We start from the raw sequence: 14,162 nt of genomic DNA, 5'->3' as shown, positions 1-14,162 counted from the left end.
TCCCAGCCGACCCGATCAGCTTACGACGAACGCTTGCGGAATGGGGCCATTTGCAGACTGCCCCCGATTGACGATGCAGTCGCGCACATTCACCACGCGGCCATTCCTGAGGTGACGCTGATGGGCACGCCGAAAATGCTCCACGGGCGAGGCATGAGTTTGGCCGGTTCGCGATCCCAGTGTTTCACGCAGAGCTTCCGTATCGATCCTGACCGTCCTGCGAACTGCGATCGCCACCTTCCCATTCCGGACACGCGTTCGATTGCGTCGTTCGTTCGGCTCGACCGTCTCGATTTGTGTAGCCGGAAGGCAAAGGATGCGGAAAAAGCGCGCCAGCACGTCAGCTTGTCTGAAAAACTCATCAAGCTCGTATTCTTGCGCGTAGCTTTCCAGACAGTTGTAGACCGTCACTCGGCCGGGGATGCCAAAATCGTCGACGCCGTCGGGGTCCATCTCAAAATAGACGCCAAAGTAGGAAACGGTATCTTTGTAGAAGACCAGCGGCGTCGCGACATAACCACGCTCGTCGGTACGCTCAATGAACCAGCTATAAGCCCTGTCGTCATGCAGACGCGGATCGCGCACGCCAGTCTCTACCCAGATGTACGGGTGGGGTATCGGGCATTTGATTGCCGCCTTCCACTCATCGTCGTCGACATCCGGATAGTACACGTCCAACTCGTCATCGAGTTCGATGCCCGAATTTTCCCACGAAAACTCGAAGGTGTCGGGGTTCGCCATCTTTTCGAGAATTCCCGGCATCAGGCTCCGCAACAGCCGGCTGTCACTTTCCGGGAGAGGCACGGACGTGAACCGCAGTTGGCCGGTTCGGTGGAGTTCAAGGATTCTGCTGCGTGCGGACATGGCGGCCACTCCCCTTTTATTGCGTGACGGACCGCCACCTATCGCTTGCCAATCTTCGATACCGTTAAAGGAGGCATCGGCAATTTACCGATCTGCCAAGAAGCTGACCTTGCCGCGGCGGGTCAGGAACTATCTTGCCCTGTTGGTTTTTTTCCCGGGGGTTCGTAGCGCGATAGTGATCGAACGTTTGAACGCCTCTCAGGGGCAATTGAACCGTGCTCGGAACGGTCGCACGTTCGTCTTCATTTGAGAGGTAAAGTGGCCGCTTACGCGGCCATCCCCTGTTGTCAGTTCCCGCAATGCGGCGCGTGGCAGTCGCATGATGGGTGGCATCCAATTCAATGCCCATGAACCGGCGCCCGAGTTCTTTGGCAGCCACCAGCGTGGATCCGGAGCCACAGAACGGATCGAGGACAATCTCGCTGGGGCTGGTAAATCCTTCGATCAGCGGCGTGAGAATCGACACCGGTTTCTGGGTCGGGTGGAGCGCGTTTCGCTCGTAGCGCCAGTCGATGACATCGGGGATCGGCAACAGCGGCATCTGCACCTGGCCTTTGGCCAGCAGGTAGGCCTGCTCGTGTTGATAGCTCAGGAAGCGCTTTGCCGAGGCGTAGCGTTTCCGGAAAACCACGTGCCCAACCGGGCGGAAGCCTGCGGTGCGCCAGGCAGCGAGAAAAGTGTCGGCGTTGTTCCAACCGTAGAATGAAATGCAGAAGCCGCCCGACTTCAGAACGCGATACGCTTCGGCGAAGGCCGGTCGGAGCCAGCGGGCGTTATCGTCGTTCTTCACCGTCTGCCCGTCGCGCGACCGGTAGCGCGCGATGTAGGGCGGATCGGTCAGGATCATGTCAACGGATCCGGTTTCCATGCCACGCATGATTTCGATGCAGTCGCCCTGGATGACGGTGTCGGCGGTGACAGGCTGGATGCTGGTGATGCTGGTGGCGGTCATTTTCTCTCTTCTTGTTTCGGTTCGTCCCGCAGGACACGCAGGAGAAAGGCCGGACCCGAAAGCCGCCCCGTCACCGCAGGGGAACGGCTTGTCCGTTGACGGGGCGGTGCGTCAGGCCAGAAATGACGAAGAGACCAGAGGCGAACCGAATCCGGAGAGAGAAGCCGGTACCACAGCTCCGGCCAGCAGCATCCGCCTAAGTGCACTCCCGTTCTGCGAGTGCAGAAAGACACTTGCGCTCAGTGGAAATCGGCGTCAGCATTTTCGTGTCCGCTTCCCCCTTCGCGCCTTCGCGACCGGGTGAGCGGGCCGCTCGGGGAAGGTGAGGAAAATGTCCGCACCGGTCGGCGACCGCCCCTGATGTCGTAGGTCGTCGGCTGGTGCGGGCGGACTTCCGTCATGTCAACAAGAGTACCAGCCGACGGCGTTCGCCGCCGCGGCACGTCGAAGTCAGGCGCGGTAGCCGGCGCAACAGAAATCAAAACAGCCGGGACACTCTCGGTTTCTACCAACGCTACAGTTCTATCCGCAGGCATCGGGGAACGGTCGTGGGGGCATGCCCGCCGCGCCGGCCAGCAGCGACGGCGGCAAGGTGAGGCTCAGCGCCGGAGCGTCATCCTGGATGCGTCTCATCCGCTGCCGGTGAGGTCGGCCGAACTCGATGTGATCGAAAACCATCTCGGCGATCTCCTGGACGAACTCCTCGCCATCCGGCCTGCCGCATGATCGTGCAACCAGGCTTCTCCGCGCTCGGCCGGAGCAGATGACGGGCTCCGGCAGCCCCTTCGCGATGCTATTCTCCCTGGAAACGAAAGGAACCTGTGGCCATGAACGCACGCCCTCAACACGATCTCAACAACGACACCGAGTCGGTTGCCGGTCCACTTCGGGTCTGCGCCTATCTGCGCGTGTCGACCGGCAGGCAGGCGGAAAGCGATCTGTCGCTTCCTGACCAGAGGAAACAGATCGCCGCCTTCTGCGCGGCAAGAGGCTGGAACCTCGTTCTGGAGTTTGTCGAGCCGGGCGCGTCCGCGACCGACGACAACCGCCCCGAATTCCAGAAGATGATCGAGCGCGCCACTGACAGCGACCGTCCCTTCGACGTCATTCTCGTTCACAGCTACTCTCGCTTCTTCCGCGATTCCTTTGGACTGGAGATGTATGTCCGCAAGCTGGCCAAGGCTGGCGTACGGCTGATTTCTATTACCCAGGAACTCGGCGACGATCCCGCGCAGGTGATGATGCGGCAGGTGATCGCACTCTTCGATGAGTACCAGAGCCGGGAACTCGCCAAGCACGTCCTGCGCGCCATGAAGGAGAACGCCCGGCAGGGGTTCTGGAACGGATCGCCCGTCCCGCTCGGATACCGGGCGGAAGAGGTGGAGAAACGCGGCGCGCGGATCAAGAAGCGACTCGTGATCGATCCTGTCGAGGCCGAGACCATCAAGCTGATCTTCCGCTTCTACCTGCACGGCGACGGCAAGTCCGGTCCGGTCGGTATGAAGGAAATCGTCAAGCGGCTGAACGAAAGGGGCTATCGCACAAGGCGCAACGCGCGCTTCGGCGTCGGTACAATCCACAAGCTCCTCACCAACAGGATTTACGTCGGAGAGTGGCTGTTCAACCGTTCCGAGTCGAAGTCCGGGCGGCAGAAGCCGGCAGCCGAGCACATCTCCATCGAGGTGCCGGCCATCATCGAACGGGCGGAATTCGACGCCGTCCAAGCGACGCTCAAATCACGCGATCCGCGGGTGGCACCGCCACGCGTGATCAGCGGCCCGATCCTGCTGACCGGGCTGGCCGTCTGCGCCACCTGCAATGGCAGCATGGTGCTGCGCACCGGCACATCGAAGAGCGGGACCGTCCATCGCTACTACAGCTGCTCCACGTGCAGCCGAAAGGGCAAGACCGCCTGCAAGGGCCGTTCCATCCCGATGGACCGGCTCGACACAATGGTGGTCGATGAACTCTCGGCGCAACTGTTTACCGCAGAGCGTCTGACCGCGATCCTTACCTCTCTCTCTGCACGGCGCGCCAGCCGGGTCGCCGAAGTCGACGGCCGGATTGCCACCTTGCAGCGTGAAGTCTCAAATGCCGAGGACAAGCTGAAGCGGCTTTACAAGATGGTCGAGGACGGCATCGCCGAGTTGGACGACCTCCTGAAGGAACGCGTCGACACGCTCAAGCTTGATCGCGAACGCAATCAGGCGGCCCTCGATCGCATCAGGGCAAACGCCGCTCCTGCGACCGAAATCTCGCCGGACGTCATCGAACGGTTCGGGTGCGCCATGCGCGAGAACATCAAAAGCGGGGAGGTCCCGTTCCGGAAGGCCTACCTGCGATCCGTGATCGACCGGATCGAGGTCGATGATGATGTCGTCAGGATCATCGGGGACAAGACCACCCTGGAACAGGCTATCGGCGGCAAAGGCTTTGCCATGTCCGGTGTTCGCAGTTCTGCACGGAAGTGGTACGCCCAAGGGGAATCGAACCCCTGTTTGCGCCGTGAGAGGGCAACTGCCTTACAGGCCAGTCGTCCGCCATTTTCCGCCTATGTTCACACGTTGTTCATGATTGAATCACGGCGCATCCGCTATTGTGCGCCAATGTGCAGGAGGGTATATTTGACGAAATATTTGACGGTTTCGCATGCCTCGCGCGCTCAACGAGTCCCCACTTACCACACCGAACGCTCGCCAGAAGCTCGCGCGGGGCACCCATTGGCGTGGCTTGGATGCCAATACTCATCTCGGATACCGAAAAGGCGTTCGCGCGGGTCGGTGGTTGGTACGATGGTATCTCGGGAATCAGAGATACGCCCAGGCTCCACTGGGGGCGGCCGATGACGCTGTCACAGCGGACGGCATAACGACCTTCAGCTATCATCAAGCGCGCAATGCCGCCGTCGCATTGGTTGATTCGAAGCGGGCCGAGGCAGAAATCGCGGCGCTTGGTGAAATCCCGACTATCAGGTCAGTTGTGGAGACCTACATTGCGGCGCGCGATGCTCGCCACGCGGCACAAGGCGGCCGAGGCAAGAGTGACGCCCATAGGCGGCTGGCCCGCCACGTCCTAAGCGACAGCGCGCTATCGGCTACCCAATTCCATACGCTGACGAGCGAGCGCCTGAAAAAATGGATCTCGGGATTACCCGCCAATTTGAAGGGCTCGACTATTCGACGCCTGTGCAACGACATGAAAGCGGCCTTGAATGGGGGTGTTGAAGCCCACCGCGCCCAAATGCCAGCCGATCTAGCCGCCCGCATCAAAGCCGGCCTTACGGCGGGGGAAGATTCCCAACCTGTAGCAAGGGACAAACAAGCCCTGCCCGACGCCGATATCCGCCGCATCATTGAGGCAGCACTCGCCGTAGACGCACGCGATGCATGGGATGGTGACCTTTATAGAATGGTGTTGGTCATGTCTGCAACGGGTGCGCGTTTCAGCCAATTGATGCGCCTTACTGTATCAGACGTGCAGGCCGCTCACGGTAGGCTCATGGTTCCTTCCTCTCGAAAAGGGCGCGGCAAGAAAAAGACAACCCATATACCTGTGCGCGTTGGCAGCGACGTTATCGAGGCTCTGCGCCCTGCCCTACACGACAGACGACCAGATGAGCCGCTGCTTCTGCGCTGGCGACACAGGCAGGAGAAAGACCCTAGCAACAAGGGCCGCCCGAAATGGGTGCGTGAAAATCGTGGCCCATGGACCAACGCGGCAGAGTTGACACGCCCCTGGCTTGAAATCCTCGCCGAGGCTGGCCTACCGCAGTCAGTTGTTCCCTATGCGCTGCGGCACTCGTCAATCGTGCGACAGCTTCGGAAGGCGTTGCCGGTCCAGTTGGTGGCAAAAGCACATGATACCAGCGCGGCTATCATCGAGCGGCATTACGCTGCCGCGATTGTGGATGCGCTGGACGATCTGTCCGCAGCAGCGGTTATCCCTCTGGTGCCCGAGCGCACGGATAACGTCTTGCCGATGAGAGCACTTGATGCGGGGTGAAAACGCATGAGCCTGACTGACGCTGTATCCTACCCGTTCCGCCTCACCGAGGATGATGTCAGGGCAAAGCCATACCTGTTTCTAGGGCAGGCCATACAGTGGATCATCTGTCGCGGCCGCGATACAGACACCGCTATCTTGGCGGATGGCTGGCAAGATGCCGAGCAGCAACTGTTCGATTTTTTGGATGCGGGCTCCACAACCGTTTCAGGCTATCGGCCTGGGAAACGAGAATACGAGAACTTGCCTCATGGCATATGGGCCCGGATGAACAAAGGGCATCAGAACGACCCACGGTTTTCGCCCATCGATGACGCAGAACAACGCGAGGACTGTGGTAGCGTTGAGGTCGGCATGGATCGGTGGAATGGCGTGCGTATTCCCGTTTCGGTCATCTTGGAAACCTGGCCTCCCGCACCCCCCGGCGAGGCCTTGTCTAAAACGCCGAAAACCATAGCGCACCCCCGAGAGGATGTTGTGCGATGGTTCATTCAGCGCGTCGAAGCCTGGAAGGCTGACCCCGAAAAGAATCGACGGATCGGCCGGGAAAAGCTTTGGGAAAAGGCAAAAGCACCGGATGGCCCCTTTCCCCGACTCTCAAGCGTCGAATTCCGCGCCATATGGGACGAACACGCGCCGCCTGCTTGGAAAGAACGCGGCCGAATCCCGAAAAATGGCTAGATTTGACGAATTGCGCAGTCTTATCGCCTTTCCCCGCTGCTGCGCGTTTTAACTGCGTGCTGCGCATTTTTTAGGACTCCTGCGCAATAACTGCGCCGATAGACTGCGTATTTTCAAGCGTTCACGATTGTCCATGTAAGCACAACAGCACATGGGCAAAGCACATGACAAAAATATCTGTTCCCATTTCCGAAGCCGTCCAGTTGTCCGGCATCGGGCGCAGCAGCCTCTACAAACTTTTCAGTGAGGGAAAGCTGACTCCCCGGAAGTCCGGCAAGCGCACTCTTGTTCTCGTTGAGGAACTGGAGAGCTATATCAAGTCGCTGCCGAAGGGGGTGTAGCATGTCCCTAGAAGCGCGAAAGCCGGTCGTGTGCAAGACGACCGGCCTCCAGAAAATCGAAATGCTCGCCAGCAAATTCGAACCTCAGGACCCTAGCCCAAACCCCCGTCAGCTTCAAGCGCTTCGCCTTCGCGAGCGGTTTCCGCTGTCATGGCCTTTGGCTCGTCTCACGGCCGAACTGGCATTCGGGGAGGCGCGAGCATGACCCCGCAAACGCTCCAGGCGGCGCACTGGCTTCTCAGCCACGGCGACCGCCGCGCCAACCCTATCGTCCCGACAATCCGCCGCCAGTTCGGTCTGACCGCTGTGCAGGCAATCGACGCGATCCGCGAGGCGAACCGCCTGCGTGCGTCCGAGCACAAGGAATAGCACCATGCGCAACACTACTCTCACTATCATCGCCAAGATCGAGCCGGACGGCGCTACTCTCACCGTGAAGGGGCGCGATGCTTGGGCGCTTCAAGAACTCATCAAAGCCGGAACGGCGGGCTGTACCCCCATCACGCACCCCGGGCCCCGCTGGAGCGCCTACGTTCTCAAGCTGCGCAAGCATGGTTTCGTTATCGAAACGATCCATGAGGCGCACACGGGACCGTTCCCCGGCACTCATGCGCGGTACGTGCTGCACTCTCAGGTGTCCATTATCGAGGAAATCGCGAGGGCTGCTTGATGAGCGCGCGCGAGTTTAGCAAGGTTTCCCCGGCCGTATGGCGGTCGGGGAGATTCCACCGCCTGCAAGGGCCGGTAACGCCCAAGCTGGTCTACTTCTATTTTGTGACGAACACGCATGTAAACTCCGCTGGCTGCTATGCGCTTCCGGACCTGTATGCCTGCGCCGACCTCGGTTGCGAGGCTGAAGCATATACCATTGCACGTGACGCGCTGTTGGCCGGCGAGATGATCGATTTCGACCCGGCGACCAGTGAAATCCTCGTAGAGCGCTGGTTTCGTCACAACCCGCCGATGAACCCGAACCACCACAAGGGTACATCGCGCCTCGTGTCCGAAATCGAATCCGACCGCCTGCGAGAGAAAGCCGAGGCAGCGCTTACCGAGGCTTGGCAGGCGTACCAAATTCGCAAAGAGGAGGACGAGACGCGGCGTCAGCTCGAAGTTGCGCAGAAAGAGGCCGCCAGGTCTCAGCGGGGATATGGGACGCTTCAGCCGGTGGGTGCGAGCGGTCATCTACTGAATACCCGTCTGATGAAGGGCGTAGGCTGATGGCGCGGAAACAACCCTATCCAAACCGTTTGCATACCGTTCCGATACCCGGTTTTTTGCTCTGGAAACCGTATCGAAATACCGAGACCCAGACCGAGACACAGACCAGAGACCTAGACCCTCGTGCGCACTCGCGAGGGTCAGTCGCGGTGGGAATGTCGCAATGGGCTTATGAGAGGGCGCCAAGCGTCAGCGTTGGCGTTCTCTCTGGATCTGTTTTATCCACATCGTCCGATTTCTATGTATCGAATACGCGGAATCGGGTACCTTTTGACGCGTCGATAGCTCTGAGGTGAACAGTGCTGCAGCATATGGCAAACATCGATAGAGGGCAGCGGGCGCGGCGATACACGCCGCCTACAAATTCATGCCAAATACGCTTGAATGAGCTTTTGGAGTTCACAAGCCGGACCAAGAACATTGAGCAAAAGAGTCTCTTCCGGGAGCAGACGGACGCTGACCTAGATGTGTTTTACGCTGGTGATCTGTCGTTGTTGAAGCGGCGATGCGTGTCGGTCATCGGCGCACGAGATGTCTCGGAGCAAGGGGCCGGTCGCGCTCGGAAGATTGCCCGCTCTCTTGCGGATGCAGGGGTAGTCGTTGTCAGTGGCCTCGCGAAGGGAGTCGATATCGAAGCCCACCGCGCAACCCTTGAAGTCGGTGGCGATACGGTTGCCGTGATCGGTACGCCGTTGGGAAAATGCTACCCTATAGATCATGCCTCAATTCAAGAGGAGATTTGGTCCCAACACTTGCTTATTTCGCAGTTTAAGGCGGGAACGCGGACTTTTCCATCCGACTTCCCGAAACGAAATCGATTGATGGCGGCGCTTACAGACGCAAGTGTGATTGTTGAGGCGTCGGATAGTTCCGGGACGCTTCATCAGGCGGCCGAATGTGTAAAATTGGGCCGTTGGCTGTTCATCATGAAATCGGTTGCTGAGAATCCGGACCTTGAATGGCCGGCGAAATTCCTCGGTTATGAGAAGTGCGCTAAACTGGAAGACGTTGCGCAGATACTCGAAGCCGTTGCTCACTAGTCATCCCCACGTTTTTCCGAGACAAGCCGAATGGACGCTTGCGGCACCTGCCGCCAGCAGTTTCTCCTTGCATGCTGCGAGCGAATTGCCTGACTTGTGTACGTCGTCAAGAAGCAGGACATGCTTGCCTTTGATAGAGGCGGCGTCAGCTACTTCGATGCTTTCCCGATGAACCGTAATGCTCCGGTCGCCGCCATGCGCGAGCTTCTGTATCTTGACTGTGCGGCGAAGCGCCGACGATGCATCGATCCTGTTTCCCTTGGTAGCAAGCTGGGAGGCGATACTCGCGAGGCCGCCTCCGATTGCCTCGGGGTCGTGTGATGGCACGACCGCGATAGCTATTCCGTCGTGTAATTCCGGATCCAATAAGTCTGAAAAGTGTTTGACGGCGTGCGGCTTGTTTTCCTTGAGGTCGAGTATCCGGCCGCTGTGTATCGGATAGTTTGTGTAATCTCCTCCTTCGCTTTTGTGCACGCTGTAGGGCTTGTAATCGCCAAGCGAGACAACGTCCTCGTCCTTGCTGCGGAATACGTGGCTCATTTTACTCTCCCAAGCACCGGAAAAGTATACCGCGATTCTTTTGCGGCGCGACTCTTTCAACGCTTCCGTGCCTCGTTCATCTATTGCGCCGATCCGATACCGCCATCTCGAAGGACCACTACCAATTGCATCAATCACGAACGCGTGAAGTTGGGGAATGCGGGCGCCGGCCGGTGAACACAACAGGACGGCGGCAAACACACTAGGACGGCACAGGACGATGGATAACTAATTGTAATTGCTAGCAATTCGTACTTACGAGCGAGCCGGTCTGTGGTATGCTGTCTTCAGTGATTTGGAGACAGAGATGCGATTTTCCGAACCAATGGACGGCCTGATTCAGGTAAGGGTGGCGCGCGATGAAAAGCGCCGACTTGCCGAGGTGGCCCGCAAGCGTGGCCTGACCCTTTCCGACTTCCTTCGCCAGACGGCGACCGAGGCGGCGCAGCGGGTGGCGGTGTAGTCATGGCCGTCTATGCCCCGCCCATCAGCCTGCGCCAGCTTGTGCGGCTTCATCATCGTGATTGCCTGCCCATGCGCCGTGTCCTAGCCGAAGCCCATCGTGGCAGCCTTCCGGGTGTCGAGCCCGTCGCAGGTGGATCGGGCTTTGCTGTCACAGACCGCAACGTGGCGCTTGCAGCCATCCGCAAGAGGGCTGCGTGATGTTCTCCCCCGGCAAGCTAGGCAGCAGCATTTCGGCTCAGGCCAGCCCGACCAGTTATTTCCCGCCAGCCCCACCGATGGACGGGTTCAATCCGTTTCAGCTCAACGTCGATCAGCGCGATGTCATCGCCAACGCTGCCAGCAGCATGGAGCGCGACAACCAGATGCAGCCGCTTCAGCCCGCGCCGTTCCCCGGTGGTCCCAACGCGGATGGGCAACAGCTCCTGCGCATCCTCGCCAACATGAGAGGCCGCTAATGCTTCCCTACATTCCCCCTTCGATGATGGACCCGGAAAGGCTGGCTGCTGCCGGTCTCGGCTCTCAGGCTGAGCTTGTCGCCCGGCTCTACGGCACCGATGCCATATTCAATCAGCAGCAGACGCCGCAGCAGTCCGACAATATGCCGCCTGCGTTCGAGCAGTCTGGTTCGGCCCTGCGCCCTCGTACGACCTCAATGAGCAACGAGGCGCATCTCGGTTTCGACACGGGCAGTCAGCCGCATGGCGGGCAGAAGCGGGGCGGTGGCTTCCTTTCCGGCATCTCGGATTGGCTAAGCGGCGGCGAGGGCCAGAAGGTCAATCAGACGGTCAACTGGCTCCAGCAGCAGGGCTTGGACGAGGGGACGGCGCGCGGCCTGGCTGCCAATCCGCCGCTCTTGCAGCACTACCTCAAGCAGTACGTAGATGCGCGTGACCCACGCAATCAACTGGAGCGCGAGAAGACCCAGCTTGAGGTGGAAAACCTGCGCAATCCGCGCATGTCGCCCTACGAATCCAGCCGCCTTGGTCTCGATGAACGCAAATTCGATTTCGAGCGCTCCAACGCGGAAAAGACGACCGACATCCGCGAATACCAGCAGGCCAAGCGCGAAGGCTATCAGGGCGATTTCCGCTCCTGGCAGATGGAGATGAAGCAGGCCGGCGCGACCACCATTAACAACAACCTTGCGGCAGAAAAGGCGTGGGACACGGAAAGCGCTAAGCTTTGGGCGAAGCGTTATGATGACATCACTGCTGGCGCGATGAATTCGCAGCAGATGCTCGGCATGTACGACCTTGCTGAACAGGCGTTCGACAGCGGCGTGCGTACCGGTTTCGGCGCTGAAACCGAATTGACCCTTCGCCAGTTGGGCGCGGCCATGGGTATCGACACAGACCCGGAAAAGCTGGCCGGTGGCGAGTTGATCCGTTCGGTTCAGAACCGCATGGCCCTGATGATGCGTTCGCCTGATGGCGGCATGGGTATGCCCGGCGCACTGTCCGACCGTGACATCAAGTTCCTGAAGGATTCGCAGATCGGCATCGATCGCTCGCCCGAAGGCAACAAGCGCATGCTGCAAGCCTATCGCTTGATGGAACAGCGCAAGATTGAAATCGCCCGCATCGCTGACGAGTACGTGCAGCAGAATGGCCGGCTTGATGCCGGGTTCAACTCGTATCTTCGCGATTATGCCAACGCCAACCCGCTTTTCGAGACCGCGACTAATGACGCTCCGCGCCAGATTATGGACGTGGAGGATTACAAGCGGCTTCCGAGCGGCACGCAGTTTGTTGCCCCTGACGGCACGGTTCGGAGGAAGCCCTAATGGCCAATTGGTGGGAATCCGCACCCGTCGTCAGCCAGCCTCAGAACTGGTGGGACGCAGCCCCGATTGTCGGTGAGCGGGCATCGCAAGGTCATGCCGGCGTGCCGGAGTTCATTCCTCCTGGCGTCGAAGGCTACGACCCCGAAACCGGGCTGGTCGAGCGCCAGCCTGCTAGATCCTCTGCGCCGGCTCTCCAGTCCGCCCTTTCGGGTTTTGTGGAAGGCATACCGGTTGCCGGCCCCTACCTGCAATCCGGTATTGAGAACGCGGCAGCTTTCGCCGGCTCGACACTCACGGGCAGGCCACAGGAGGAGGTTCGCGCGGAAATGGGGCAGATGGTCGATGAGGCCTCTGCGCAGCATCCGTATGTCAATTTCACGGGCAACGTTCTTGGCGGCGTGGCGGGTACCTTGCCGGCGGTCGCAGCCGCGCCGGGTCTGTTTGGTGCCAATGCCGGCCCCCTAGCCATGCGTGCGCTGGCTGGCGGTGCATCCGGTGCAGCTATCGGCGGCGCGGATGCCGGCGTGCGCCACGGTGCCGATGCAATCATCCCTGGCGCAGTTACGGGTGGAGCTATCGGGGCCCTAGCGCCCGCGCTCAGCGATGCGGTTGGCGGTGTGGGGCGGTGGGCTTATCGCAAGGCTGCGGGCGTCACGCCGGCTCAGGGCCATCTAGCACGCGCGGCCGGTGCCGATGCGGTCGATGACATGGGCGCCCGCCTCTCGGCACTTGGTCCTGACGCAATGCCAATGGACCTTGGCCCCAATCTTAGGGGACAGGCCGGCGCAATCGCCACCACCCCAGGACGCGGGCAGGAGGTGGTTCGCTCTGCGGTGACAGGTCGCCAGGCTCGTGCCGGTAACCGCATTGGCGTCACCCTGGACGATGCTCTCGGCGCTCCGGTGGATACCGTTGCTCTTGCCGACGACATCATTGCCCAGCGTTCGGCTGCTGCAAAGCCGCTCTATAACGCAGCCTATTCCAAGCCCGTGCCATTCACGCAGGAGCTGGAAAACCTGTTGAAGCGCCCTTCGGTCGGACGTGCCATGCAGGCAGCAAAACGGCTTGCTTCGGATGACGAGACCTTCGACGTGGCAACACGTGGTTGGTTTGCCAACATAGCCGACGATGGCGCGGTGAAGATTTCGCGCACGCCTAGCGTCTACGAACTGGACATGACCAAGCGTGCGCTTGACGACATGTATTCCACTGCACAGCGGGCCGGGAACAACAACGAGGCCCGCATCTTCGACCAGCTCCGCAAGAAGCTCATCGGTTTCGTTGATGAAGCCGTGCCGGAATACAAGCAGGCGCGGGCGGCGTTCTCCGGTCCCGCCTCAGTGCTGGATTCGCTGGAGGAAGGCCAGAAGGTCTTTTCCCGCAACCTGACCCCGAGCCAGCTTCGCACGCAGATGATGAAGATGGGCGATGCGGAGAAGGATGCTTTCGTGCAGGGCGCACGGGCGGAAATCGCCAAGAACATGGGCACGGCTCGCAATGATGCGCTCGCTGCCCGCTCTCTGTTCGACAAGGGCTGGAACAAGGAAAAGCTGGGCATCATCCTGGGGGATGAACAGGCATCGCGTCTGCTGCAATCCTTGCACGCGGAAACAACGTTCGCGGCCACCAATCAGGAAATCACCGGGCAGTCTGTAACGGCCGGTCGTCAGATGGCGCAGAAGGATTTGGGCATCCGTGGCAGTGATGAGCGCGGCATGCTCCGATCTGCCCTCAACCTCAATGTGGGTGACTCCCTAGCTCGCCTTGGCGACCGCCTCACTGGTGGCGTTCGGACAGCGTGGAACGAAAAGAACCTGAGCGAACTCGGGGAGCTGCTCACGTCGCGCGATCCAAAGGCGATGACGAGGGTCATCAAGACCGTTCAGGCTGCGCAGCGCAGGGGAGACCTGACGGCTGCGAAAGCGCGCGAGATTATCCAGAGCCTTGCGGTTGGAACGTCGCCCCGTCAGCCGCTTGAGCTGACTGTCACGCCCGCCCGGTGACCCGAGCCTTGAGCGAAGCCCACACCCTGTCCCAACCCTTCAGGAGCAAATGAACAGCACCGAAATAGAGACCGCCAGCCAACAGCGCCAGGGCAATGAGCCATGGCACGTCGTAGGCAGGAATGCCCTCAGCATCGCCCCGGGCGAGCGACAGGCCAACGCCGAGGATTACAGCCGTCGTGATGATGGAAATCGCTGTGGCTTTGGGCTTCGCCTCTTTCGGGGCTTGCTCGGTCTTATGCGGTCTCTGGTCCATGGGCGAAGCCATCC

Annotated in this window: 18 protein-coding genes; 13 read left to right on the top strand and 5 right to left on the bottom strand. The window is 60.1% G+C overall.

What is annotated here, in order from left to right; all coding sequences use genetic code 11:
* Positions 1–15 precede the first annotated feature (15 nt).
* From V1479_RS14280 to V1479_RS14270, 3 genes are all read right to left on the bottom strand, one after another.
* Positions 16–864: a hypothetical protein gene (locus V1479_RS14280; protein WP_368803477.1), complete on the bottom strand. Its 849-nt coding sequence runs from the start codon at positions 862–864 to the stop codon at positions 16–18.
* 64 nt (positions 865–928) lie between these two features.
* On the bottom strand, positions 929–1,816 hold the full coding sequence (locus tag V1479_RS14275) for a DNA methyltransferase (protein WP_368803476.1): 888 nt from the start codon (positions 1,814–1,816) through the stop codon (positions 929–931).
* Between the two features lie 522 nt (positions 1,817–2,338).
* Entirely contained in the window at positions 2,339–2,494 is a 156-nt protein-coding gene (locus V1479_RS14270; protein ID WP_368803475.1) for a hypothetical protein, read from the bottom strand.
* A gap of 149 nt (positions 2,495–2,643) precedes the next feature.
* Between V1479_RS14270 and V1479_RS14265 the strand changes: the two genes are divergently transcribed.
* The 8 genes from V1479_RS14265 (at position 2,644) to V1479_RS14230 (ending at position 9,101) form a co-directional block, all read left to right on the top strand.
* On the top strand, positions 2,644–4,662 hold the full coding sequence (locus tag V1479_RS14265; RefSeq protein ID WP_368803474.1) for a recombinase family protein: 2,019 nt from the start codon (positions 2,644–2,646) through the stop codon (positions 4,660–4,662).
* A gap of 64 nt (positions 4,663–4,726) precedes the next feature.
* Entirely contained in the window at positions 4,727–5,818 is a 1,092-nt protein-coding gene (locus tag V1479_RS14260; RefSeq protein WP_368803473.1) for a tyrosine-type recombinase/integrase, read from the top strand.
* Between the two features lie 6 nt (positions 5,819–5,824).
* Entirely contained in the window at positions 5,825–6,499 is a 675-nt protein-coding gene (locus tag V1479_RS14255) for a hypothetical protein (protein WP_368803472.1), read from the top strand.
* Between the two features lie 164 nt (positions 6,500–6,663).
* Positions 6,664–6,840: a helix-turn-helix domain-containing protein gene (locus tag V1479_RS14250; protein ID WP_368803471.1), complete on the top strand. Its 177-nt coding sequence runs from the start codon at positions 6,664–6,666 to the stop codon at positions 6,838–6,840.
* A 201-nt stretch (positions 6,841–7,041) separates the two neighbouring features.
* The gene (locus V1479_RS14245; protein WP_368803469.1) at positions 7,042–7,209 is read left to right on the top strand and encodes a hypothetical protein; all 168 of its coding nucleotides are present in this window, start codon (positions 7,042–7,044) and stop codon (positions 7,207–7,209) included.
* A gap of 4 nt (positions 7,210–7,213) precedes the next feature.
* Complete coding sequence (locus V1479_RS14240) at positions 7,214–7,510, top strand: winged helix domain-containing protein (protein ID WP_368803468.1); 297 nt, start codon at positions 7,214–7,216, stop codon at positions 7,508–7,510.
* Positions 7,510–8,061 carry a hypothetical protein gene (locus V1479_RS14235; RefSeq protein WP_368803467.1) on the top strand — a complete coding sequence of 184 codons (552 nt, stop codon included), beginning with the start codon at positions 7,510–7,512 and terminating at the stop codon, positions 8,059–8,061. Before V1479_RS14240 ends, V1479_RS14235 begins: the two co-directional genes overlap by 1 nt.
* A 380-nt stretch (positions 8,062–8,441) precedes the next feature.
* Positions 8,442–9,101, top strand: a complete 660-nt coding sequence (locus V1479_RS14230) for a DNA-processing protein DprA (protein ID WP_368803466.1) — start codon at positions 8,442–8,444, stop codon at positions 9,099–9,101.
* Here V1479_RS14230 and V1479_RS14225 read toward each other — a convergent pair whose 3' ends face one another.
* Positions 9,102–9,641 (bottom strand): ComF family protein, encoded by a 540-nt coding sequence (locus V1479_RS14225; protein WP_368803465.1) that lies wholly within the window; start codon positions 9,639–9,641, stop codon positions 9,102–9,104.
* Between the two features lie 307 nt (positions 9,642–9,948).
* Between V1479_RS14225 and V1479_RS14220 the strand changes: the two genes are divergently transcribed.
* From V1479_RS14220 to V1479_RS14200, 5 genes are all read left to right on the top strand, one after another.
* A complete protein-coding gene (locus tag V1479_RS14220) occupies positions 9,949–10,104 on the top strand; it encodes a plasmid mobilization protein (protein ID WP_368803464.1) in 156 nt (51 codons plus the stop codon).
* 2 nt (positions 10,105–10,106) lie between these two features.
* Positions 10,107–10,304, top strand: a complete 198-nt coding sequence (locus tag V1479_RS14215) for a hypothetical protein (RefSeq protein ID WP_368803463.1) — start codon at positions 10,107–10,109, stop codon at positions 10,302–10,304.
* Positions 10,304–10,561, top strand: coding sequence for a hypothetical protein (locus tag V1479_RS14210; protein ID WP_368803462.1), 258 nt, complete (start codon positions 10,304–10,306; stop codon positions 10,559–10,561). Before V1479_RS14215 ends, V1479_RS14210 begins: the two co-directional genes overlap by 1 nt.
* A gap of 353 nt (positions 10,562–10,914) precedes the next feature.
* Positions 10,915–11,889 carry a hypothetical protein gene (locus tag V1479_RS14205; protein WP_368803461.1) on the top strand — a complete coding sequence of 325 codons (975 nt, stop codon included), beginning with the start codon at positions 10,915–10,917 and terminating at the stop codon, positions 11,887–11,889.
* The gene (locus V1479_RS14200) at positions 11,889–13,892 is read left to right on the top strand and encodes a hypothetical protein (RefSeq protein ID WP_368803460.1); all 2,004 of its coding nucleotides are present in this window, start codon (positions 11,889–11,891) and stop codon (positions 13,890–13,892) included. Before V1479_RS14205 ends, V1479_RS14200 begins: the two co-directional genes overlap by 1 nt.
* Here the strand turns inward: V1479_RS14200 and V1479_RS14195 are convergent.
* On the bottom strand, positions 13,876–14,148 hold the full coding sequence (locus V1479_RS14195) for a hypothetical protein (protein ID WP_368803459.1): 273 nt from the start codon (positions 14,146–14,148) through the stop codon (positions 13,876–13,878). The two genes, V1479_RS14200 and V1479_RS14195, sit on opposite strands and share 17 nt — an antisense overlap.
* Positions 14,149–14,162: the final 14 nt, after the last annotated feature.

It is taken from the genome of Neoaquamicrobium sediminum (assembly GCF_040970315.1).
In the GTDB taxonomy this organism is placed as follows: Bacteria; Pseudomonadota; Alphaproteobacteria; order Rhizobiales; family Rhizobiaceae; genus Aerobium; species Aerobium sediminum.
Note: the sequence above shows the minus strand (reverse complement) of the source record. Positions and strands in the feature narration are given on the sequence as shown.